At 40.8% G+C, this 24,232-nt stretch carries 23 protein-coding genes and 1 tRNA gene; 6 read left to right on the top strand and 18 right to left on the bottom strand.

Going from position 1 to position 24,232, the window contains the following annotated elements; all coding sequences use genetic code 11:
- Positions 1-368 precede the first annotated feature (368 nt).
- Positions 369-791 carry an OsmC family protein gene (locus AC07E5_RS08100; RefSeq protein WP_004971563.1) on the bottom strand — a complete coding sequence of 141 codons (423 nt, stop codon included), beginning with the start codon at positions 789-791 and terminating at the stop codon, positions 369-371.
- A gap of 148 nt (positions 792-939) precedes the next feature.
- On the opposite strand from AC07E5_RS08100, the gene crp reads away from it, so the two are divergent.
- The gene (gene crp / locus AC07E5_RS08095; RefSeq protein ID WP_004971566.1) at positions 940-1,644 is read left to right on the top strand and encodes a cAMP-activated global transcriptional regulator CRP; all 705 of its coding nucleotides are present in this window, start codon (positions 940-942) and stop codon (positions 1,642-1,644) included.
- A gap of 204 nt (positions 1,645-1,848) precedes the next feature.
- Positions 1,849-2,898 (top strand): NADP(H)-dependent aldo-keto reductase, encoded by a 1,050-nt coding sequence (locus AC07E5_RS08090; RefSeq protein WP_180072269.1) that lies wholly within the window; start codon positions 1,849-1,851, stop codon positions 2,896-2,898.
- A 169-nt stretch (positions 2,899-3,067) separates the two neighbouring features.
- On the opposite strand, the gene AC07E5_RS08085 is transcribed toward AC07E5_RS08090, so the two are convergent.
- The 6 genes from AC07E5_RS08085 to AC07E5_RS08060 form a co-directional block, all read right to left on the bottom strand.
- Entirely contained in the window at positions 3,068-3,850 is a 783-nt protein-coding gene (locus tag AC07E5_RS08085) for a M48 family metallopeptidase (RefSeq protein WP_004971571.1), read from the bottom strand.
- A 156-nt stretch (positions 3,851-4,006) separates the two neighbouring features.
- Positions 4,007-4,315 carry a hypothetical protein gene (locus AC07E5_RS08080; protein WP_236094942.1) on the bottom strand — a complete coding sequence of 103 codons (309 nt, stop codon included), beginning with the start codon at positions 4,313-4,315 and terminating at the stop codon, positions 4,007-4,009.
- 238 nt (positions 4,316-4,553) lie between these two features.
- Positions 4,554-5,873 carry an adenylosuccinate synthase gene (locus AC07E5_RS08075; RefSeq protein ID WP_498625213.1) on the bottom strand — a complete coding sequence of 440 codons (1,320 nt, stop codon included), beginning with the start codon at positions 5,871-5,873 and terminating at the stop codon, positions 4,554-4,556.
- A gap of 69 nt (positions 5,874-5,942) precedes the next feature.
- Positions 5,943-7,109: an ATP phosphoribosyltransferase regulatory subunit gene (locus tag AC07E5_RS08070; RefSeq protein ID WP_096901061.1), complete on the bottom strand. Its 1,167-nt coding sequence runs from the start codon at positions 7,107-7,109 to the stop codon at positions 5,943-5,945.
- Positions 7,110-7,273: 164 nt separating this feature from the next.
- Positions 7,274-7,588 carry a hypothetical protein gene (locus AC07E5_RS08065; protein WP_004971580.1) on the bottom strand — a complete coding sequence of 105 codons (315 nt, stop codon included), beginning with the start codon at positions 7,586-7,588 and terminating at the stop codon, positions 7,274-7,276.
- 135 nt (positions 7,589-7,723) lie between these two features.
- Positions 7,724-8,758 (bottom strand): type I glyceraldehyde-3-phosphate dehydrogenase, encoded by a 1,035-nt coding sequence (locus tag AC07E5_RS08060; protein ID WP_096901062.1) that lies wholly within the window; start codon positions 8,756-8,758, stop codon positions 7,724-7,726.
- A 462-nt stretch (positions 8,759-9,220) separates the two neighbouring features.
- Here AC07E5_RS08060 and alaS point away from each other — a divergent pair, with 462 nt between their 5' ends.
- From alaS to csrA, 3 genes are all read left to right on the top strand, one after another.
- A complete protein-coding gene (alaS, locus tag AC07E5_RS08055) occupies positions 9,221-11,914 on the top strand; it encodes an alanine--tRNA ligase (RefSeq protein WP_498625211.1) in 2,694 nt (897 codons plus the stop codon).
- Positions 11,915-11,979: 65 nt separating this feature from the next.
- Positions 11,980-13,260: an aspartate kinase gene (locus tag AC07E5_RS08050; protein ID WP_004971586.1), complete on the top strand. Its 1,281-nt coding sequence runs from the start codon at positions 11,980-11,982 to the stop codon at positions 13,258-13,260.
- A gap of 250 nt (positions 13,261-13,510) precedes the next feature.
- The gene (gene csrA / locus AC07E5_RS08045; protein ID WP_004971589.1) at positions 13,511-13,765 is read left to right on the top strand and encodes a carbon storage regulator CsrA; all 255 of its coding nucleotides are present in this window, start codon (positions 13,511-13,513) and stop codon (positions 13,763-13,765) included.
- Between the two features lie 138 nt (positions 13,766-13,903).
- Here the strand turns inward: csrA and rnhB are convergent, their stop codons facing one another.
- Together rnhB and AC07E5_RS08035 are read right to left on the bottom strand one after the other, a co-directional pair.
- Positions 13,904-14,485, bottom strand: coding sequence for a ribonuclease HII (rnhB, locus tag AC07E5_RS08040; RefSeq protein WP_498625217.1), 582 nt, complete (start codon positions 14,483-14,485; stop codon positions 13,904-13,906).
- A gap of 94 nt (positions 14,486-14,579) precedes the next feature.
- On the bottom strand, positions 14,580-14,957 hold the full coding sequence (locus AC07E5_RS08035) for a hypothetical protein (protein WP_498625209.1): 378 nt from the start codon (positions 14,955-14,957) through the stop codon (positions 14,580-14,582).
- Positions 14,958-15,184: 227 nt separating this feature from the next.
- Between AC07E5_RS08035 and AC07E5_RS08030 the strand changes: the two genes are divergently transcribed.
- The gene (locus AC07E5_RS08030) at positions 15,185-15,739 is read left to right on the top strand and encodes a cytochrome b (RefSeq protein ID WP_498625208.1); all 555 of its coding nucleotides are present in this window, start codon (positions 15,185-15,187) and stop codon (positions 15,737-15,739) included.
- Between the two features lie 107 nt (positions 15,740-15,846).
- Here AC07E5_RS08030 and AC07E5_RS08025 read toward each other — a convergent pair whose 3' ends face one another.
- The 9 genes from AC07E5_RS08025 to AC07E5_RS07985 all read right to left on the bottom strand — a co-directional run bounded on the left by AC07E5_RS08025 (position 15,847) and on the right by AC07E5_RS07985 (position 24,223).
- Complete coding sequence (locus tag AC07E5_RS08025; RefSeq protein WP_096901064.1) at positions 15,847-16,848, bottom strand: adenosine deaminase; 1,002 nt, start codon at positions 16,846-16,848, stop codon at positions 15,847-15,849.
- 99 nt (positions 16,849-16,947) lie between these two features.
- Entirely contained in the window at positions 16,948-18,270 is a 1,323-nt protein-coding gene (locus AC07E5_RS08020; protein ID WP_004971599.1) for an NCS2 family permease, read from the bottom strand.
- 417 nt (positions 18,271-18,687) lie between these two features.
- Positions 18,688-18,867 carry a hypothetical protein gene (locus AC07E5_RS08015; RefSeq protein ID WP_180064512.1) on the bottom strand — a complete coding sequence of 60 codons (180 nt, stop codon included), beginning with the start codon at positions 18,865-18,867 and terminating at the stop codon, positions 18,688-18,690.
- Positions 18,868-18,983: 116 nt separating this feature from the next.
- Complete coding sequence (locus AC07E5_RS08010) at positions 18,984-19,514, bottom strand: ABC transporter permease (protein ID WP_440204819.1); 531 nt, start codon at positions 19,512-19,514, stop codon at positions 18,984-18,986.
- Positions 19,515-19,745: 231 nt separating this feature from the next.
- A tRNA-Val gene (locus AC07E5_RS08005) sits at positions 19,746-19,822 on the bottom strand.
- A 32-nt stretch (positions 19,823-19,854) separates the two neighbouring features.
- Positions 19,855-21,882, bottom strand: coding sequence for a transglutaminase TgpA family protein (locus AC07E5_RS08000; protein ID WP_498625206.1), 2,028 nt, complete (start codon positions 21,880-21,882; stop codon positions 19,855-19,857).
- A gap of 5 nt (positions 21,883-21,887) precedes the next feature.
- A complete protein-coding gene (locus AC07E5_RS07995; protein WP_154320866.1) occupies positions 21,888-22,796 on the bottom strand; it encodes a DUF58 domain-containing protein in 909 nt (302 codons plus the stop codon).
- A 7-nt stretch (positions 22,797-22,803) separates the two neighbouring features.
- Positions 22,804-23,763 carry an AAA family ATPase gene (locus AC07E5_RS07990; protein ID WP_498625216.1) on the bottom strand — a complete coding sequence of 320 codons (960 nt, stop codon included), beginning with the start codon at positions 23,761-23,763 and terminating at the stop codon, positions 22,804-22,806.
- Between the two features lie 154 nt (positions 23,764-23,917).
- Positions 23,918-24,223 carry a YbdD/YjiX family protein gene (locus AC07E5_RS07985; RefSeq protein WP_498625205.1) on the bottom strand — a complete coding sequence of 102 codons (306 nt, stop codon included), beginning with the start codon at positions 24,221-24,223 and terminating at the stop codon, positions 23,918-23,920.
- Positions 24,224-24,232 lie beyond the last annotated feature (9 nt).

Below are 24,232 nucleotides of genomic sequence, written 5' to 3'. Positions count from 1 at the left end.
GTTCCATTTTAGATATTTGTTTAAGATAAGATATAACTCATTGAGATGTGTCATAGTATTCGTCGTTAGAAAACAATTATTATGACATTATTTCAATGAGTTATCTATTTTTGTCGTGTACAGAGAAATTTTTTATATATTTTTCAAAATCTTAATTAAAATTAACAGATAGATTTCAGTAATAATATTGGACTGATTAAAGTAAATTTCAAGTTTAATCTGGTAATTTTTTATTTTAGTTGAGTCATTGACATACACTTGCATATCAATCAATTAAAGGCTTTTGATTGTTATTTATGCCATTTGAAATATTTAGTTACAATGATTGGCAAAATATACCAACCATTGTATGACCTATCAGTCAAAGCTTAATCTTGTTCAATAATTTCAAAATCATGGCTAATTTCGACGCCACCATCAGATAGCATTTTACTGGCAGAACAGTACTTTTCTGCTGAAAGTTCAACCGCCTTCGCAACCTGCTTTTCCTTGACAGCCTTGCCTTTGACCACAAAATGCAAATGAATTTTGGTGAACACGGCAGGGATGCTATCGGCACGTTCTGCTTTTAACTGACATTCAACATGCGTCACTTCTTGGCGTGATTTCTTTAAAATAGTCACAATATCGAATGAAGCACAACCACCAAGTCCCATTAAGATTAACTCCATAGGACGTGGACCACGGTTTTCACCGCCATATTCTGCAGATCCATCCATCACCACAGAATGACCACTTTCCGATTTGGCTTCAAAAGCAACGTTCTCTAACCACTGAACACTTGTTTGCATTGCAACTACCTAAAAAAAACTATAAATTGACATGGGTATTTGTACACTAACATAACTTGAGTTGATAAGGAATTTCATCTCTACTGTGTGACAAGTTCAGACTAGGTCTTGTGCGATCTATTATTTATCCATTTTCGGAACCGTTAGCATGACTTCAAACTTTTCACAGCTGAGCACTGATGCATTGTCCCCTGGACAACTGCCTGACTCAGTCAAAGCATTATTAAAACGTGCATACATCAACCGTTATCCAAAACGGACAACTATTGTTGATGCGGGGACTGAATCTAAATCGTTATATTTGATTTTAAAAGGTTCAGTATCAATTATTCTTCGCGAAGATGATGATCGCGAAATTGTTGTGGCATATTTGAATCCAGGCGACTTTTTTGGGGAAATGGGTCTGTTTGAATCGAATCCACAACGTACTGCAGAAGTTCGTACTCGTGATGTCTGTGAAATTGCAGAAATTACTTATGAAAACTTCCACGAACTCAGCAAACAATATCCTGACTTAAGCTATGCCGTTTTTGCACAGCTGGTACGTCGTTTAAAAAATACTACACGTAAGGTAACTGACCTTGCCTTTATAGATGTGTCTGGTCGTATTGCACGTTGCTTGATTGATCTTTCTGCGCAACCAGAAGCCATGATTTTGCCAAACGGTCGTCAAATTCGTATTACACGCCAAGAAATTGGTCGTATTGTCGGCTGTTCACGTGAAATGGTCGGGCGTGTTCTAAAAACACTTGAAGAACAAGGCATGATTGAAACTGATGGTAAAGCCATTCTGATTTTTGATGCTTCTTTGGAGCAAAATGAATCCACTGATGGCAACTTTGATGACGAGTAAACCATCTATATGCTCATTAAAAAAGCAAATCTTCGGATTTGCTTTTTTATTACCAGCTGTTAACTTTTTACCATTTTCAATTATCAAAATACCATTATTGCTGTCACTACAATGAAGTAGCAATTTTCGCAGCCACAAGTGGCGCAAAATGGTTTCAGCTCTTGTAACATCAATATATACATATAATCTTGAGCGAGAGACAATATGCAATTTAAACCATTGGCAAAAACAGGCATTCTAGTTCCAGAAATCTGTTTAGGCACCATGACATTTGGTGAACAAAATACCCAGCAAGAAGCCTTTCAACAACTCGATTATGCGCTAGAACGAGGCTTATATTTTTGGGATACCGCAGAAATGTATCCCGTACCACCAAAAGTAGAAACTCAAGGTGCAACTGAAACTATTATTGGCAATTGGTTACAACAACGTGGCGGACGTGACAAATTGTTTTTAGCCTCTAAAATTGCAGGCCCTTCGCAAGGCGGCAGTCATATTCGAGATGGCAAAACCCGCTTTAACGCACAGGATATTCATTCTGCGCTAGATGGTAATTTAAAACGTCTGCAAACCGACTATATCGACTTATACCAACTGCACTGGCCGCAGCGTCCAACCAACTTTTTTGGCAAACTCGGTTATGGCAACCAAGAAGCACAAAATACGCAAGAAATAACCGATCTTGCTGAAACCTTAACCGCATTGCAACAAGAAATTCAAAAAGGACGGATTCGCTATATTGGGCTGTCGAATGAAACCCCGTGGGGCACCATGAAGTTTTTACACTTGGCAGAACAGTTAGGATTAAGCAAATTTGTTAGCGTACAAAATCCGTATAACCTGCTGAATCGTACTTATGAAATTGGTATGTCTGAAATTGCCCATTATGAAGGTGTTGGACTACTCGCCTACTCACCTTTGGCTTTTGGTTATTTAACTGGTAAATTCCGTCATGGCGCACGCCCTGCCAATGCACGTGTCACGCTATATTCACGTTTTAGCCGTTACAGTAATCCACAAAGCGAATGGGCAACCGAGCAATACGCCCAACTTGCAGAACAACACGGCTTGAGTTTGACGCAACTGGCGCTGGCATTTATCAAGCAGCAATTTTTTGTGACAAGTACCATTATTGGCGCGACGAATATGGCGCAACTCAAAGAAAATATTGATGCCTTTGACATCACCTTATCAGATGAAATTTTACAAGGCATTGAAGCCATTCATCGTCAACAACCCAATCCAGCGCCCTAATTTTATTTTAAGCACTGCTTTAAAATGAAATTAAAAATATGAACTCAGCAATAACTCATCATTTTTATGCTGTTTAAAGTCAAAAAGTCTTCATAAAAAAAGATGCGCATAAAACCATGCGCATCTTTTTTGTGTTTTATCTTAACCAGTTGAACTGGCTGAGGTCATCTTAACGACGACTTTGGTTATATAGCGCTTGTGCTGCTGGCAAGTTTTTACGCATTGCTTCAATACGCTGACTGTTCGATGGGTGAGTCGATAAGAAGGACGCACCGCCGCCACCTTCAAGCTTGTTCATTTTTTCCCAAAGGGTAATTGCAGCTTGTGGGTTATAACCTGCACGCGCCATCAGCATTAAACCACCCTGATCGGCACGACTTTCCAAATTACGTGAATATGGCAAGCCAATCCCAATTTGGGTACCCAATTGCGCTGCTGCTGCACCCAATTGACCAACGTTATTGCCTGCCGCACTTAAACCTACGTTCAAGGCAATATTGGTTAAAGCCTGTGCACCAATTTTACTTTTCGCGTGTTCTTCTAAAGCATGCACCATTTCATGCCCCATAATTGCGGCAATTTCAGCATCAGTTAAATTCAGTTTATTCACAATACCAGTGTAGAACACCACTTTACCACCAGGTGCGACAAAAGCATTGACTTGATCAGACTTAAGTACCGCCAATTGCCACTGGAAAGGCTGACCAGTTTGGTTCATTTGGTTGGCATGTGGAATCAAACGCTGAAACACAGTATTGATACGTTTATACGTGGTTGAACTCGTGTCTAACTGATTTTTATTGCGTGCATCTTGCACCATTTCGTTATAGCTTTTGGTTGCAGTTGCATTTAGGGTCGCAGTATCTGCACCCGCCATGTCTGCAACAGTGGTACACCCTGAAACTGTGATTGCGCCTGCGGCACATAAACTTAACATCAGTTTTTTGTTCATTATAATAATCTCCGCCTTGCGAGCTATCTTCATACCAATCAATTATATGAAATCAATTCAAGGCTTTAAATCTATAATCACTTCATAATCATATCATTTATGTAAACAACGCCCAAGCTGTGTACAGATTGTATGTCTAAGCGATCAATAACTGCCTTAGTAAAGAAATTGATAAGACAACCAAAACACTAAACAGAAGATATTTAAACCCAAGTAAATTTTAGACACTACTTCTACTTTTTCTTCGATTGCTGGATTTTTGCGTTTGTAGAGTAGGTAAGCATTTTGAATCAGAATCAGTGGCACCAAAATACAGGCAAAAATAACGCTCAAACCAATAAATGCCTGATACATAATATTCGGATCATGCTTTTGCGATAAAATCAGCATCATGGCAATGGTCGGTGCTCCGCCCATCGCGAACAACAAAGAATAAAAAATCGTACTGGTAATATTTTTATGCATCCTGCATAACCTTAATTAAATTTAATTTTCTAAAGCCATTGTAACAAGCCACCCTGCGCTGCACAGTGCCAGTCATCTGCAACTTTAGTCTTGAAAAAACCACTCACTCAGCATCATCTGCAATTTTTCACCAAATGAGTCGCTATTGAAACTGAAACAACATCAATAAAAAGCCCCATCATTTAGACAGGGCTGAGTACATCATCAGAGCTTAAATACTATGTCAAAGCACAACAACTTAAGCATCAAATGGATGACGTAATACAATCGTTTCTGCGCGGTCTGGACCTGTAGAAATAATGTCAATCGGACATTCAATTAACTGCTCAAGACGCTTGATGTATTTCACTGCATTTTCAGGCAATTGTTCTACACTGGTCGCGCCCACAGTTGATTCAGACCAACCTGGCATGGTTTCGTAGATTGGCTTTAAGTTTTCGTATGCAAGCGCATCAGAAGAACCTACACAACCTGAATCGGTATTTTCATAACCTACACAGATTTTGATTTCTTCTAAACCGTCCAATACGTCCAACTTGGTCAAGCAAATACCAGAAAGTGAGTTTACATCGACTGAGCGACGTAAAATTTCGGCATCGAACCAACCACAACGACGCTGACGACCTGTAGAAGCACCGAACTCATGTCCCACAGTACCTAAATGTTTACCAATCGCATCGCCCACGTCATTTGCTGCGTCGTATACTAACTCTGTTGGGAATGGGCCTGCACCTACACGTGTGGTATAAGCTTTGGTAATCCCTAAAACGTAGTCTAAATGTAATGGACCTAAGCCTGAACCAGAGCTTACACCGCCCGCAGTTGTATTCGATGAAGTCACATACGGATAAGTACCGTGGTCAACATCAAGTAATGAACCTTGCGCACCTTCAAACATAATGTTGTCACCGTTTTTACGGTAATTATGAATTTCAGTCGTTACATCAACCACTAATGGTGCAATCACTTCACGCCATTGGTCACATAGCGCTAAAACTTCATCTAACTGAACTGCTTCAACACCGTAGTATTGTGTCAATTGGAAGTTGTGATAGTCCAATAATTCAGTCAATTGAGCGCGTAGTGCTTCACCGCCACGAACCAAGTCAGCAACACGAATCGCACGACGTGCAACCTTGTCTTCATAAGCTGGGCCAATACCACGACCTGTTGTACCAATTTTGGCATTACCACGTTTTTTCTCACGTGCTTGGTCAAGTGCAATGTGGTTCGGCAAAATAAGCGGACAGTTTGGTGAAATACGTAAACGCTCTTTCACTGGCACGCCTTCTTGTTCCAAAATACCCATTTCTTTAATGAGTGCTTCAGGAGAAAGTACTACACCATTACCAATTAAGCACAGTACGTTTTCACGTAAAATACCTGATGGAATGAGGTGTAATACAGTTTTCTTACCACCAACCACGAGAGTATGGCCTGCGTTGTGTCCGCCTTGATAACGAACGACTGCCGCCGCCTGATCTGTGAGCAGGTCGACGATCTTACCTTTACCTTCGTCGCCCCATTGGGTACCAAGTACCACAACATTCTTGCCCATAATAGCCTCATTACATCATGCTGTTAAAATTGAAAACCAAGACCTGTAACATGAAACATGCCTTGGCGATTAAATTTTTTCGACTGTCCACTCACCATTTGCAAGAACCAATTGGTGCGTTGCGTATGGAACCGAGTTTAAATCATCATTGCCCAACAATTGAATTACACTAAAGCCTTGCGCACGTGTGTTTTGGATAGCCGCGATTAAATCAGGTTGTGAGCCTTTAGGCGCAACAACAACAGACGATGATTCAAAACGACCTGCACTTAATACAAACAAGTCACAAGAGAAACCTGTTGCAGGGCGCGCACGTCCGAAATGCTGACCAATGCCATCATAACGACCGCCTTGTGCCAATGGTGCAGCACGATTTGGCGCATACACTGCATACATTAAACCTGTGTGATAGTGATAAGAACGCAGCTCAACCACATCAATACCAATATGCAAGTTTGGCCAACGTGCCTGAATTTCAGCTTGTGTTGCTTTCACGGCTTCAAACGCTTGCTTAAATTCGGTATTTTCCAACACATCAGCACTTAAATGAGCCTGCAAAGCAGTTAAATCACTGGCATAGCGACCTAAAGCATAAAAATCTGAACCGAAATTTAAATCTTGGGTAAATTCTGCCAATTCAGGCAATGCTTTACGCTGATATAAATCTGACAATTGACGTTCAGTGGCTTTGCTTAATTCTGCTTGTTTAACCAAGCTACGGAACAAGCCGACATGACCCAAGTCTAAATGCACACCTTCTGCCAAACCTGCTTCTTTTAGCAAGCTGAGCATCAGATCAACCATTTCTACATCGGCATCAATGCTGTCTGAACCAAATAACTCTGCACCCAATTGCAATGGTGCACGTGTGGTATTAAAACCTTGTGGTTTGGTATGTAAAACCGTACCTGCATAGCAGTAACGTGCAATACCATCTACAGGATGTACATGCGCATCAATACGTGCCACTTGTGGTGTCATATCGGCACGCACACCCAGCAAACGACCTGAAAGTTGGTCGATCACTTTAAATGTGGCAAGGTCTAAATCTTGATTCGATTCTGAAAGAGAAGATAGAGATTCAATGTATTCTATGAATGGCGTGTACACCAACTGATAACCTCGAGATGCGAGGAAATCCAGTGACTTACGACGCAAGCTTTCAATCACTTGCGCTTGTTCTGGTAATACATCAGCTACACCATCAGGTAATAACCATGTCTCTGAAATGGGCATGTTGTAAACCTAAATTCTTGTTTGCGCGGAACGAATCCGCATAAAAAAATCGGGAGCACACCCGATTTCTCCTAGTTTAGCATGATACTTTTGCTCATGCACCCGACTTTTTCTGAAATATGCGGTAAAAAATATGAATACACCACATCTTTCAAAGCCGTCATTTAGAAGTCCTGATTTGATTTGACCGCCTTTGCCAATAAACTAACCAACTCAGCATTTTGCATTTCAAGCTGTGCAGTTTTTTGCACAGTTTTATCGAGCGCATCTTGCTGAACCTGCATCTTTTTGGCCAAATCTTGCATAATCTCCAACGTCTTTTTTAGATGCTCTTCTAAATGTAATACTTTTTGCTCGACTTGCTGTTGATGCTGCACGTCGCTGCTGCTGTCTGCCTGATTTTTAAATTGCAACCAAATCAGAAAAATGACAGCAAGTGCCAGCAAAAAAATAAATCCCCACAATAAAATAATCATCATGCCACTACTCTATTCAAATTTTCTATGCAAACTTTGTTATATCAATCAGTGAATTAACCGTGAATACGAAGTGTAAAATCTGTCATCACTATTACACGCTTTTCACACTTTGTATATGTCTTAAAAAGTAGCCGCTTACACCGCCCGCTGACTAAAAGATTCACACAAATCTAGTAAACGGTTGGCATAACCCCACTCGTTGTCATACCACGCAAAAACTTTGGCTTGATGACCCACGACCATGGTTTGACTTAAATCGACAATTAAAGAATAAGGTGAATGGTTAAAGTCGCTCGATACCAAAGGCTCATCGGTCACTTGCATAATTTCGGCATAATCATGCGCTGCCGAAGCACACAACACCTGATTCAATTTGTGCACCGTAATTGGTGACTGAGAAATAAAAGTTAAATCAATAGCTGCAACATTAATGGTCGGTACACGAATCGAGTAACCATCAATCCGATCTGCCATTTTTGGCATGACTTGTTTTAATGCACCCAAGGCAGATGAAGTTGTAGGAATAATATTTTGCCCTGATGCACGCGCACGACGTAAATCACGGTGTGCTTGATCCAATACAGTTTGATCGGCTGTGACTGCATGAATTTCAGTCATTAATGCGGTATCAATTCCGAAAGCATCATCAATGATTTTAACTAATGGTACTAAAGCCTGCGTGGTACAAGATACGCTGGAAATAATTTGGTCGGTACTTTTGACTTCATGATGATTCACACCATAAACAATCGCAGCATCTACAGTATCGAATGGTGCAGCACCAATAATTACACGTTTGGCGCCCGCAGTAATATGCTGCGTTGCCGCCTCGCGGGAACGGAACAACCCTGTACATTCCAATACCACATCAACATTTAAGGCTTGCCACGGTAATTGCGCAGGTTGAGCCTGATTCAACACCTGAACTTTTAATTGCGCCAAACCTGCAGAAATATTCAAAAAAATCTGTTCATTTTCGAGGCTAATTTCCACCTGTCCTTTAAAACGACCATGGGTACTGTCATATTTAAATAAATGAACCAAGGTTTCTACATCGGCAATGTCATTTATGGCGACGATTTCAAAATGAAAGTCTTTGGGATTTTCAAACCAAGCCCGCAGCACATTGCGCCCGATTCTACCAAAGCCATTGATTGCCACTCGTTGCATGACCGATCCTTTCATAACGAAATCAAAATTTAAGCACAGACTATGTTAATAGATTTTGAGGCCTTACTGAAAAAAATCAGATCAATTCTGCGAATTTTCACGCAATTTGTTGTTTAATTCGGCAAATCAAAAATATCAGCTTTGACTTTCTAGCTTACATTTACGTTTTCTTAAATTTTGTATTCTACTTTATGGCAGTTCGGCATACTCCGTGACCTACAGTAAACGCTTATTTTGAATGTAAATGTTCATCATCTTCTATTGCAAAGATTTATTCTGCGTAATCGCAACCAAGTTTGCGTCAGAATTGTCATCTATTCACACTAAAATGATTGGTGATAATGGCTTTTTCCGTTATAATTTGGCGTTTTTAAAATTTTAAGCCTGCATGACAGCAAAAGAATTATTTTTGTCAGACTGTCTTGCGTTTAGCCCAATCGGAATTTATGGAGTGACTTGGTTGTGAGTACTCGTTTTATGACATCAGCTGAAATTCGTGAAGCATTTTTGCGTTACTTTGAATCGCAAGGGCATACACGTGTCGCATCGAGTTCTCTAGTACCCGCCAATGACCCAACCCTGTTATTTACCAATGCAGGTATGAACCAGTTTAAAGACTGTTTTCTTGGGCTGGAAAAACGTGATTATGTACGTGCTGTATCGTCACAAAAATGTGTGCGTGCAGGCGGTAAACATAACGATTTAGACAATGTGGGTTATACCGCACGTCACCATACTTTCTTTGAAATGTTGGGTAACTTCTCGTTTGGTGATTATTTCAAACGTGATGCAATTAAATTTGCTTGGGAATTTTTAACCAGCGAACAATGGTTAGCTCTACCAAAAGACCGTTTATATGCCACGGTTTACCACACCGATGATGAAGCATTTGACATCTGGAACAAAGAAATTGGTTTAGATGCTTCTCGTATTATCCGTATTGGCGATAACAAAGGTGGCCAATATGCTTCAGACAACTTCTGGGCAATGGGTGATACAGGTCCTTGCGGCCCTTGTTCTGAAATTTTCTATGATCATGGCGATCATATTTGGGGCGGTTTACCAGGCACACTAGAAGAAGATGGCGACCGTTTCATTGAAATCTGGAACAACGTATTCATGCAGTTTAACCGTACTGCAGATGGCGTATTGCACCCACTTCCAGCACCGTCTGTAGATACAGGCATGGGCTTGGAGCGTATTTCTGCAGTATTGCAACACGTCAACTCTAACTACGAAATTGATCTGTTCCAGCACTTACTCAAAAATGCAGCACAGATTATTGGTTTAGACACGACTGCTCTTGAAGTAACTGCACAGCAAACTGGCAAGCCTGTAGACTACCCTGCTTCACTCAAAGTAGTTGCTGACCACGCTCGTTCTTGCTGCTTCCTAATTGCCGATGGCGTGAATCCATCGAATGAAGGTCGTGGTTATGTATTGCGTCGTATTATTCGTCGTGCAGTACGTCACGGCAACAAGCTTGGCGCAACAGGTTCATTCTTCCACAAAATGCTTCAGCCTTTAATTGAAGTAATGGGTCAAGCTTATCCTGAACTTGCAGCAAATCAAGCGCGTATTGAAGCGCAACTTCTAAAAGAAGAAGAACAATTTGCCAAAACGCTTGAGCAAGGTTTGAAATTGCTTGAGGGTGAATTGGCACAGCTTAAAGGCTCGGTCATTCCTGGTGAAGTGGTATTTAAACTATATGACACTTACGGCTTCCCAACAGATTTAACGGCAGATATTGCACGTGAACGCGACTTGACCATTGACGAAGCAGGCTTTGAAGTTGAAATGGCAGCGCAACGTCAACGTGCACGCGATGCAGGTAAATTTGCAGTTGACTACAACTCAATTGTAAAAGTTGAAGGTGAAACTCAATTTGATGGCTATGACGCAACGACTGGTCAGGGTCAAATTGTGGCTATTTATAAAGATGGCGAACAAGTCGATGAAGTAGTTGAAGGCGATGAAGCTTTAATCGTACTCAATCAAACCCCGTTCTATGCAGAAAGCGGTGGTCAGATTGGTGATACAGGTCTATTCAAAAACGAAACAGGTATTTTTGAAGTTCAAGACACCAAAAAATCTGGCGGTGCTTTTGTTCATCAAGGTATTGTTACCATGGGCAGTTTAAAAGCTGCGCAAGCGGTGGAAGCGATTGTAAAAGCAGACATCCGCGAAGCTACTGCACGCAACCACTCTGCAACACACCTATTACACGCTGCCCTACGTCAAGTTTTAGGCCCACACGTACAGCAAAAAGGTTCTTTGGTTGCTTCTGACATTTTACGTTTTGACTTTGCCAATGACCAACCTGTGTCATTTGAACAATTACAAGAAATCGAGCGTTTAGTGAATGCAGAAGTTATTGCCAATACCGCAGTTTCTACTGAATTACTGGATATTGAAGCAGCCAAAGCCAAAGGCGCAATGATGCTATTTGGTGAAAAGTATGGCGATGAAGTTCGCGTACTTTCCATGGGTTCAATTATTGAAGATAAAAACTTCTCCATTGAACTTTGTGGTGGTATTCACGTAAAACGTACAGGTGATATTGGCTTATTCAAAATCATTTCTGAAGGTGGTGTTGCAGCTGGTGTACGTCGTATTGAAGCAATTACAGGCAGCAAAGCCGTTGAAGCCGTTCAAAAAACTGAACGCGATATCAACAGCATCAATGCTTTGTTGAAAGCACAAAAAGACCAAACTTTAGAAAAAGTGAATACATTGGTCGATACAGCATCTAGCCTTCATAAGCAGATTGAACAGCTCAATCAAAAATTAGCGCACTTCCAAGCAGCTGAACTTTTAAGTCAAGTACAAGAACTTGCTGGACGTACCACGCTCATTACCACTGTACAAAATATGGATGCAAAATCACTGCGTAATTTGCACGACGGTGTAAAATCCAAACTCGACCAAGCAGTGATTGTACTTGCAGGTGTAGAAGGCGATAAAGTCAGCTTAATCGCTTCTGTTGCACCAGACTTTACTGCTACGATTAAAGCAGGAGACATCATCAAACACTTGGCTACAGAACTAGGTGGTAAAGGTGGTGGTAAACCTGATTTGGCACAAGGTGGCGCGCCACTTAACGAGAACTTTGCAACGGTGATGGCAGGTTTAACTGCTTGGCTTGCGGCAAAATAATCTCACTTTTTGTGTAACTGACCCTGAGCAGGTAAATTCGGGGTCATGGCTTATATGGAACAACTATGGCACTAATCGTTCAAAAATATGGCGGTACCTCAATGGGTACTCCCGAGCGCATTTTAAATGTTGCTCGTCGTGTGAAGCGCTGGCATGATCATGGCCACAAAGTAGTGGTTGTCGTTTCTGCCATGAGTGGCGAAACCAATCGCCTACTCGCTCTCGCGAAAGCCATTACCGAAACCCCTGATCCGCGTGAATTAGACCAAATGGTGTCTACAGGCGAACAGGTGACGATTTCGATGTTAGCGATGGCGCTGAATTCTATTGGCGTTGCAGCAAAATCACTAACTGGTCGCCAAGTTGGTATTCAAACTGACAGCGCATTTACCAAAGCACGTATTGAAGCGATTAATACGGACGTGTTAACTGAAAACCTAGACGCAGGCCGTGTGATTGTGGTTGCTGGTTTCCAAGGGTTTGATGCTGAAGGTAACACCACGACTTTAGGTCGTGGCGGTTCTGATACTTCTGGCGTTGCACTTGCTGCTGCATTGAAAGCCGATGAATGTCAAATTTACACTGACGTAGATGGCGTTTACACCACAGACCCACGCGTTGCACCAAAAGCCAAAAAAGTAGATCGTATTTCTTTTGAAGAAATGCTAGAAATGGCTTCTTTAGGTTCTAAAGTATTGCAAATTCGTGCGGTTGAATTTGCAGGTAAATACCAAGTACCTTTACGTGTATTATCAAGTTTTGATAATGACAATGATGGCGCATTCGACGAAGATTTTAAACAAAATGTCGGCACACTCATTACTACTGAATTGGAAGACAACATGGAACAACCTATCATCTCAGGTATCGCGTTTAACCGTGACGAAGCAAAATTAACTATTTTAGGTGTGCCTGATGAGCCAGGTATTGCATCTAAAATCTTGTCACCTATTGGCGCTGCCAATGTTGAAGTTGACATGATCATCCAAAACGTAGAAGAAGATGGTACTACTGACTTTACTTTTACTGTAAACCGTGGCGAACTTGCCAAAGCAAAATCAATTCTTGAAGCAACTGCCAAAGAAATTGGTGCACGTGAAGTCGCTACACGTGGTGACATCGTGAAAGTATCTATCGTAGGTGTAGGTATGCGTTCACACGCAGGTGTTGCAAGCAAAATGTTTACTGCCCTTGCAGATGAAGGCATCAACATTCTCATGATTTCTACTTCTGAAATTAAAATTTCAGTCATTATTGAAGAAAACTATTTAGAGCTTGCAGTACGTACTTTACACACTGTATTTGGTCTAGATCGTGAAAGCGGTGAGTCTAGCGCACGCGCTTAATACGCCCCTGTCAGAAAATGTAATTGTCTGACAAATTTTGCGAAAAAGTACAAAAAAATAGAGCCACTATAGTTTTTTTTATAGTGGCTCTGTTATATTGAGCAACATGCTTTCATAAATTTTGGCAGCGCTGTATCTTATAAAATAAATAATGATACGTTCCGTTAAAATTTACTGGTTTTTATTTGGTTGTGACTTTTAAATTGCTTTAAAAATCAATGCAGGTTTAGCATTTTGCAAGGAGATAAACATGCTGATTCTGACCCGACGTGTCGGAGAAACATTAATGATTGGGGACCAAGTCAGCGTGACTGTGCTTGGTGTCAAAGGTAACCAAGTTCGTATTGGTGTAAATGCCCCGAAAGAAGTATCGGTTCATCGTGAAGAAATCTATCAACGTATTCAACACGAACGTGCCATGCACGAGCATTTGCAACACTTAGATCAAGATTATCAACCTTCATTTGAAGAAGATAACTACTCGCAAAATGACTTTAATCGTTAAACGATTAAGGTAATTGAATATAAAGCGGCTCATTTGCCGCTTTAAATTTTTCTGCTGAATGCTTTTTAAAAACTTGCCCTGATTCAAATCATGTAAAAGCTATTTTACAGGCAACTCAGCACAAGTTTTGCATGAAAATTACTGTGAGTTTTCCATTAACTCTAAAGCCTTACGCACAGGTGCAAAACTACGTCGATGTGCCGCAATCACGCCATGCTGTGCAATGGCTTCAAAATGTGCTTTGGTTGGATAACCTTTATGTTTGGCAAAACCAAATTGTGGAAATGCTTGATCAAGCAATACCATTTCACGGTCACGCGCCACTTTAGCTAAAATACTGGCTGCAGAAATTTCTGGATGCAAAGCATCACCCCCTACAACAGCATCACAAGACATACTTAAACCCTGCGGAATTTTATTGCCATCGACCAAGACATGCTCAGGTTGAATAGATAAGGCTTCCACCGCACGACGCATCGCCAATAACGACGCTTGCAAAATATTCAGTTCATCAATTTCGGCTGCAGATGCTTCTGCAATTGCCCAAGCCAAAGCCTTTTCCTGAATTTCAACAAATAACTTTTCACGCTTTTTTTCTGTCAGTTTTTTAGAATCATTTAAACCTTCAATCGGGTTATTCGGATCTAAAATAACTGCCGCAGCGACAACAGAACCCACTAAAGGCCCACGCCCTGCTTCATCTACACCTGCAATTTTCATCATCTTTTTCCAGAAAAAATAGGCTGAAATCTTCAGCCTATCTTACGATGCGAGTCACAACGCACCATTTTTAATTTTACAGAATCGGTAAAACTTATCTTACTGCTTCTGCCACACATGCATTAATGGTTCGAGATACTGCATTGCTCACAATGGTTGCACGTGCAGCAGGGTCAATTGCTGCAGTGGCTAAATCTACTGCAGTCACATTTTGTGGTGCTTTTTCACTAACACAACCACAAATTTCCGCTTGAACATTTTGCTTTTGCGTTGGTGTCATAACACGTGTCGCAGTGTGCCATGCAGGAATGTTGTTTAGCTCAGTGACACATTTCGCATTAATTGCAATTTTAATTGCAGCCATACCTAGTTGTTGTGTCGCTGTTGGTGCAGGTGTGGTGGTACCCGTGGTTGTAGTACATGCAGATAAAACCAATGCTACAGGTGCCAATACAGCAAGTAATTTTTTCATAAAGGTTTTTCCCATATTAAAGATCATTTGATCTGATGATCATTACAATGCCGATATTGTGCCTAAACTTCAGCAGTGAAGGAATAGTGATTTGTTATATCCATCACTATTTTTTGGCCTCATTTCAGCAGCGTTGCAGATTTTCAACACTCCGTTGCACACAGGTGCTTTTTTGCCTATAACGCATTGTTTAGCATGCAAACATCAATTTTGCTCTGAAACATAGCATGAAACAGACGAATCAGTACTACACCCGTACCGCACAAGTTTTACATTGGCTGATGGCGGTTATATTTATTGCTGCATGGGCAGTTGGCTTTTTTAGTGGTAATTTTTTAAGTTATGAGTCAGATGGTAGTTTTAAAGGCGATGTAATTACCCTACATAAGAATATTGCCACGCCTATTATATTTTTAATGGTGATTCGTCTATTTTGGCGTTATACCCACCCTGCGCCACAACTGCCAGACAGCATGTCACCATTCATGAAAACTCTTGCACACTTAGGGCACTTGGGGCTGTATTTCATGCTGATTGCGATTCCAATTACAGGCTGTTTATTTAGCTGGAGCGTGGGGAAACCCGTGCCTGTACTGTATTTATTTGAAATTCCAGCTTTGTTGGATAAAAACCCTGAGCTGTTGGCCATTGTAAAACCTGTACATACTTATTTGTCTTGGTTTGCAGCCGCAATGGTGGTTGAGCATGTGCTTGCAGCACTTAAACATCACTTTATAGATAAAGACGATGTATTGCGTAGTATGACGCAGCAAGGTAAATAATTTGTTTAAAACTTGAATTGAACGCGATTCAAAACACTCGCCCACAAAAAAGCAGCTTAAATTAAGCTGCTTTTTTGTAGTCTAAGCTAATCTAAATTCAGTTTAACTCATCCCAATGCTTGAATTTGCTCAATCCATTTTTGCTTTTCTTCAGCCGAAATAAATGAAGCTTCAAAAGAATTAACCGCCAATTGTTTTAATTCAGCATTGCTTAAATCTAAAGCTTGGCTAATAGCAACAAAGTTATCATTCATATAACCACCAAAATAAGATGGATCATCTGAATTAACTGTCACTTTAACACCCTGCTGCAATAAACGGCGGATGTTGTGCTGTGCCATATCATCCACTACGCATAGCTTTAAATTACTCAATGGACAGACCGTGAGCGGCATTTTCTCTGCAATTAGACGTTGCATTAATACAGGATCTTCTTCAGAACGCACACCATGATCAATACGGTTTACTTTCAGTAAATCTAATGCTTCCCAAACATATTCGGCTGGCCCTTCTTCGCCTGCATGTGCCACGACTAAAAAGCCTGCTTCACGTGCTTTGGCAAAGACACGTTCAAACTTTGAAGGTGGATGTCCAACTTCGCTTGAGTCCAAACCCACTGCGATAATTTGATCTTTATAAGGCAAAGCCTGTTCAAGTGTGGCAAATGCTGCATCTTCGCTTAAATGACGCAAGAAACACATAATTAAATTTGAACTGATGCCTAATTTTGTTTGCGCATCATCACAAGCACGTTGTAAGCCATTAATCACGGTTGCAAATGCCACACCACGCTCGGTATGGGTTTGCGGGTCAAAAAACATTTCGGTATGTACCACACGGTCTTCAACACATTTTTCAAAATATGCCCAAGCCAAATCGTAAAAATCTTGCTCATGCACCAACACTTGTGCGCCTGCATAATAAATATCTAAAAAAGACTGCAAGTTATGAAAGTTATAGGCTTGTTTGACTTCTTCTACGGACTGATAAGGGATGTCTATTTGGTTGCGCTGCGCAATGGCAAACATCAATTCAGGTTCAAAAGTACCTTCAATATGCACATGCAATTCTGCTTTAGGTAATGCACAGATTAGCTCAAGTTGATTCATGTTCTGTCCTTTTTGCTATTTTATGGGAAAATTTTAAAAAATTGATCAAAATAAAAAAGGGTGCAAACTGAGTTTACACCCCTTTTCAGTTTAAGAATATTAACCGCCAAACATGGCAAATTTTAATGCCCAAAGTGCAGCAATAATCCACACCATATAAGGTACAGATTTCGCTTTGCCTGTGAGTAGTTTAATCAGCGCATAGCTAATAAAGCCCATGGCAATACCATCGGCAATGGAATAAGTAAATGGCATGAACACGAGGGTTAAGAAGGCAGGTACTGCTTCGGTAATGTCATCCCAATCAATATGCACAATGCCCTGAATCATCAATACACCCACAAATAACAAGGCAGGTGCTGTTGCAAAACCAGGTACCGATTGCGCGAGCGGCGCCAGGAATAAACAGGCAATAAACAACAAGCCAACAATCACTGCGGTTAAACCAGTACGACCACCCGCTGCAACGCCTGCAGATGATTCAATATACGGCGTTGTTGAAGATGTACCCAATGCCGCACCTGCTACAATGGCAGAAGAGTCGGCAAAAAGCGCTTTTTTCAAACGAGGTAATTTGCCATCTTGTAATAAGCCTGCGCGGTGTGAAACACCCACTAAAGTGCCTGTGGAGTCAAATAAATCGACCAAGAAAAATACGAAAATTACACCAATTAAACTTGCTGTAAATAGACCTTCAAAGTCCATTTGCATGAAAGTAGGGGCAAGAGATGGAATTTCACCAACCACTCCTTTAAATTCACTTAAACCTAAAGCTGTTGAAATCGCAGTTAGCACCAAAATACTGATGATAATTGCACCACGCACTTTAAAGTGATGCATCACCACCACCATTAAAAACCCCAATAGCGCTAAAAGTACAGTGGGTTGTTTTAAGTCACCTAAGCCCACCAAAGTCGCAGGATTATCGACAATAACACCAGCATTTTTAAGCGCGATTAAAGCAAGGAATAAACCAATACCACCGCCTATGGCTAATTTTAATGACATGGGAATGGCATTGACAATTGCTTCACGGATTTTAAACATGCTAATGGCAATAAAAATAATCCCTGATACAAAAACTGCAGCCAAAGCCGTTTGCCAAGACACTCCCATGCCTAAACACACCGAGTAAGTGAAATAAGCATTTAGCCCCATGCCCGGTGCCAGTGCGATTGGGTAGTTAGCAACAATCCCCATCACTAGGCAGCCAATTGCTGCGGCTAAGCAGGTGGCGACAAAGACAGCTCCATGATCCATTCCTGTTTCAGATAAAATCATTGGATTGACAATAATGATGTAACACATGGTTAAGAAGGTGGTTACACCCGCCAAAATCTCGGTACGGAATGTGGTCTTGTTTTCGCTTAATTTGAATAAGCGCTCAAGCATTCCCGCTGAGGATGGATTAGGAGTCGTCATGACCTAGCCCCTGTAAATAAACTGAATTTGCAGTATGACTGAATTTTAAGTCAGCACTTAAAAGCCTGTGTTAGTTGCAACAATAGATTTGCCCAATAAGCATGTGAAATTACACTAAAGAGATAAACTTAATTCACAATCAAGCATTTGATTTTATCAAAATCAAAATTTCGGAATGCTAAATAAAAAAGCCGCATAAATTTTATGCAGCTTTGTTCATCTTTTTTTACTTCAACCACTCTCAAAAGTAATGCAATTGAGTTGTGATGAAGCAGTTTCAATTGGCAAATTATACCATAGGGATTTTTTAAAAATTCTAGTTTTTTGAATTAAAGATAAAATTTTTAGATAAAGTGAAGCACACAAAAGTGTGATGAATAAAGCAATTACCACACAACATGTTAGAGATTTCTACGCTTATTCTGTGACTTGCAAAATCTGTGGTGTAGCCGCTTCTGTTTTTTCTAGCGATAAATTTGCAGATTCAGTCAAAACTTGGTTCAGTTCTGTCTGCTTTCGCGTTTCCTCTTCCAAGTAAACGAGATAACCTAATAAAACGACCAACACCACCAAAACTGGTACAAGAATGTGTTTCATGTCATTTACTTTTATTGAACAATTTTCATACATATTAGCAAAAATTATGCCTAGTGTAACTTTTAATACACCTTAATCAAAATTTTTGCTTCAACCATCAAACTTAATTCATCACATTAAGCCATTGTATGGATGGTATTTTTAAAGCGTTTCCAAGATACATAGAAAAAAATTGTTGCAATTGCGATTAGCCATAGAAACGAAGGCCAGACCACATCCAATCCTGCATTTCGGTATAAAATTGCTTGAGCCAATGTTACAAAATGCGTTGTCGGTGCAATCAGCATGATATTTTGAATGATTTCTGGCATGCTTTCTCTTGGTGTACTTGCCCCAGACAGCATTTGCAAGGGAATCAAAATAAGCATCATCAGCAAACCGAATTGCGGCATCGATTTAGACACGGTTGCCATATATATACCCATTGAGGTTGTTGCAAATAAGGTCAGCAAGGCTCCAAAGAAAAATAACAGCAAACTTCCTTCTATGGGTACCTGTAATGCCCCCTGCACCACTACTTTTAAGCCTAAAAAAGCTGCTAAAAGCACCACAAGGCTCATCGATAAAACCTTTGCCAGCATAATTTCAAAAACCGTGACTAGCATAACCGTTAAATGCTTAATGGTGCCATGTTCTCGCTCACGAATCAGTGCACAGATGAAATGTGGAAAGAGGCTTCAAAGCTCTAGTGCAAAATAAAAACCAATTAGTGCAAAATAAGCCGAAAACTTACATGTGTACACCACTGTGTACATATTTTTAAACTATAAGCGAATTTATGTATCTTTAAGAAAAGCAATAAAAAAGCCCTAAATCGTTATAATTCAGAGCTTTATTACTTATATGAAGTTATGTAACAACATATAATTTTAATGTATTGGTAGGCATATCCAGACTCGAACTGGAGACCTCTACGATGTCAACGTAGCGCTCTAACCAACTGAGCTATACGCCTAAAGTGCTTCGCATCATATTCAGTTTTGATTTTTAAGACAAGTCCTTTCTGTGTTTTTTCAACACATCCGAGCAAGTTTTAAGCAAATCAAAAAACACCTGCTCTGAAACACGGTCATGTTCAGGCGCATAAGAATATTGTTGATAGCACACGCCTAAACGCTTAAATGCCTCTTGTTCATTTGCATCTACCTGCGCTGCTAAACGCTGCATCCACACACTCACTGTTTCTGCATCCTGTTTTTGCAACTGAGCGGGCAATCTTTTAGAAAATTTGTCTAAGGCACGATTTATGCGAGAACCTTGCTGACGTTTTTTCCAAAAAATCCAGCCAAAATACCCTGCTAAGATCATGAGAATACTTGAAACCAACACCGCTGCCAAAGCATAGTTTGAGTGCAGCCCTAAGCGTCCAAACCAGTGACGCTGTGACTCGGCATCATAACCCACGACCTTGCTTTGCCATTGATAACTTGCATAATCACTCCACACCCGTAAAGAACGAATAAAATTAGAATGTTGGTATTGCCACATTTGTGTGTCAGCACCCAAAACGGCCCGATCATCTGCCATTAGGTTTTGCATACCATCATCTATACGTTGAGGTGCAATGATGGCTGTCGGGTCTATGCGTACCCATTGTTGATTGAGCAACACTTCTGTCCAAGCATGTGCATCTTGCTGTCGTACTTCCCAGCTTTGTCCATCGGGTGCAAGTTCCCCACCCTGATAGCCCACGACTACACGCGCTGGAATCCCGACATAACGCATCAATAAGGCAAAACTTGAGGCATAATGTTCACAAAAACCTTGCTTACTCTGAAATAAAAATTCATCGACCCGATTTTGTCCGAGTGTTCCGGGTTTTAAGGTATAACTAAAACCATTATTGCGATACCACTGCAATACATTCTGCACGTAGCGTTCAGGTTGTTGCTGACTTTGGGCAAACAGCTGCAGGGCAAATTGCTGTGCCTTTGGGTCAGATTGCGTCTGTACCTGAACATTTAAACGCTGGCTAAAGCGTCGATAACGCTCGCTCTGTGCATCATCACCCTGAATGTGTGCAGATTCCCCAACCCACTGCAAAGCAATGGGTTGAATCCGACCATTTTGACGCTGTGGCACCATACTCCAATCACGGCGTAACACATAGCCGTGTTGATTCGGTACAGATTTTTCTAGTGCCATAATCCACTGTACACGTGGATCTGCTGCAATATATTGATACTGAAAATCGACTTGCTCTGGCTGTAATTGTGCTGCCTGAACGGGTTGTTGATTGCTAAAATTGCTTGTCCATGTGCGACCATCATATTGATCCAGTACCATCGCCCGCCAATATAGTTTTGAACGTGGCGGCAGTTGCTGCATATTCCCCACAATACGAAATGCCAAAGCAGAAGATTGTGATAATTCGGCAATATCGCCTGGTGACATCGTGTCACTAATACCTGTCACGCCTTTGGCATCAGGAATAGGTACATGCCACAATGGCGGTAAACGTGGAAAGAATAAAAACAATAATAAAAAGAATGGCAAAGCGTATGCGATAAACTTGGCGACATTTTTAAGGTCATGCTTTGCATCTTGGCTGCTCGAATGACGCGACGCATAATCTGAAAATGCACTTTTTTGAATCCGATATAACCCAATTAAACAACTGATTAAACATAGAATGACCAACACGGTCATCCACATGCTTTGGCTGTATAAAAATGAACTGGCACTCACAAAGAGCGCAAAATTAAATAAAATAATCAGGTCGCGCTGGGTATGACTTTCTAAAGCTTTGGCAAACAAAAAGGTGCTTAATAAGGCAACACCAGCCTCTACGCCAATCAGGCTTTTATAACTCAGATAAATGCTGGCTAAGGCACAGCAGGTCAATCCATAAGTCCAAACTTTAGAGATATGCACTGTCTTGTTTTTATAGTGACGATACAACAGCAACAACATGATGGCGAAAATGACGCTCAATGCCACAGGGCTAAACAGTATGTGAGCAGCCAAAATTAAGATCAGGCTAAGCAGAATAGATTGCTGAATCGAATTGTGCATGATCATCAAGCCTGTGCCAAAAGAATTTTTGCCTGTTTCAACTGTCGCTCGCCTACGCCTTTTTCAAGGGTCGCATGTGGCAAAAACATCGCATAATTCAACTGTTGTTGTTCACATTGTTCAACTAAGCCCATCATCAAACTTAGTTTTTCTTCGTGAGTCGGTGCAGGCATGTGTTCATAGTGAATGTCGATACTCTGTTGATCCTGATATTGTTCAAAAACTTTCACATATAAGCCCTGACCGCGTGCCGCTTGCTTCCACGACACGGCTTGTAAGGAATCGCCCAATTGAAAATCACGCAGCTCACGAAACTCGTCTAAATCGGGTTGAAAGCTGTGTTGATGCTGTTTATTCTCTGCGCTATACATGGCGGCTTTGGGTGCCACCCACGCGGTACGTGACAAATTCAAATAAGTCCACGCACGTACCAAGCCAAAAGGATAAACCGAATAAATGTGTAAATAAGGATAATGAAACTGCCCACGTTGCGCTGCAAAAAATGTCAACACATACTGCTGCTGAGTGTCTTGAATAAGAACCTTTTCTAATTGATGATCGGCTTTAATCCATAAATAGCGTGCCTGCGCGACCTCTTGTTTGAAATGCAATTGTAATTGCAATACTTCACCTACTTGCCCAACTTCGGTGGTCACAATTTCAATCTCTAATTCATGCAGCTGCTTAAAGGTCAAATAAAAACTGATACATAAAATGGCACTGATCAAAAAGCAAAAGCCTAAAATCAGGTTATTGCCATAATTCACGCCTGCAATAAACGTGATCAAAATCAGCACTAAATACAGATAGCCCTGTTGGTAAATAAAAACCAAAATATCTTTTTGTTTTAAGGCCTTGTGTCGATCAAATTTAAAACGTGTCTTGATCCAGTTTTGCCATGCCTGCTTAAACATGCGTGTACTAACTCACTTTAACCTGTTGCATCACATACAAAGTTTCTGCCTCACTCAATCCAATACGATGTGCAGCAACTGCCACAAATACCGCTTGAATATCATCGGCAGTGACAAAACTACGTTGCTCAATTAGAGCATGTGCTTGTGCTGCTTTTTTCAATGCCAAAACACCACGGGTAGATAATCCGTGACGCGCTTTACGGGTTTCTGTGGCTAAGTCGAGTAAGTAATCTAGCGCGGTATCTGACACATAAATTTCCGTGACCAATTGCTGTAAATTTAAAATTTCTGTTTCAGTAAAAATATGGGCCAAACTGGCAATCAGCGCATGTCTGGAGTTTTGTTGCAGCAACATTTTTTCAGCAAAACGCGATGGATAACCCAAAGACAGACGCATTAAAAAACGATCAAGCTGTGATTCTGGCAGCGCATAAGTACCACTTTGAAACAGTGGATTTTGTGTGGCAATCACCCAAAAAGGTTGCGGCAAGCTATAACGCACACCATCCACCGTAACCGCGCCTTCTTCCATCGCTTCCAACAAGGCACTTTGGGTTTTAGGCGAACAACGGTTAATTTCATCTGCCAATAAAATTTGGGTAAAAATTGGACCTTGTTTAAACTCAAATTGATGTTCTTTTTGGTTAAACATATTCACCCCAATCACATCACTGGCCAGCATGTCATTGGTAAATTGAATACGTTGGAATTTGAGTCCCGCCAAATGTGCTAAAGCACTAGATAAGGTGGTTTTCCCCAAACCAGGTAAATCTTCAAAAAGTACATGCCCACCTGCCAGTAGACAGCTCAAGGCAAGTTTGGTTTGTTGTTCTTTATCTAAAATAATGGTATTAATTTCAGTCAAGAACGACTGAATTTTGGCGGCATAAGATTCAACTTGTTGTTGTAGTTGCTGCTGTGTTTGTGTGTGTTGTTGCGTTTGAACTTTTTCCTTACCCCAAATCACAGTCACTCCCCCTATTCCCCAATAAAAAACGGCGTATGTTTTAACATACACCGTTTTCTTAAATTTCCAAAGAAATCCTAGAGATATTCTGATTCACCTTTCAAGTACTTTTCAGAACACTGCTCAACCTCCTGAAACTGCTAAACATCCATTAACAAGGACATTTTTTCAAACCACCTTTGGCCGATGGATAACGTGCATCGACACAATAGCGATAGAAAGTTTTGGCATCCATGGCTTCCAAATCTGGATGATGCTTCTGCATGTGTTCCAAATAATTTTGATAATCAGGCACACCCACCATCAAACGAAAGCTTTGTTGCAAACGCTGCCAAAGTGTTGCAATTCTTGACCAGTTTTTAGGATTCAGAATCAAATCCTTTTGCGACATGATGGTCATTTTAATGATGTTGTAAATCACCGTTTTACTCTGTTGGGCAAATTTAAGCTTAATCATGTGCTCACT

The organism is Acinetobacter seohaensis, assembly GCF_056431365.1.
Note: the sequence above shows the minus strand (reverse complement) of the source record. Positions and strands in the feature narration are given on the sequence as shown.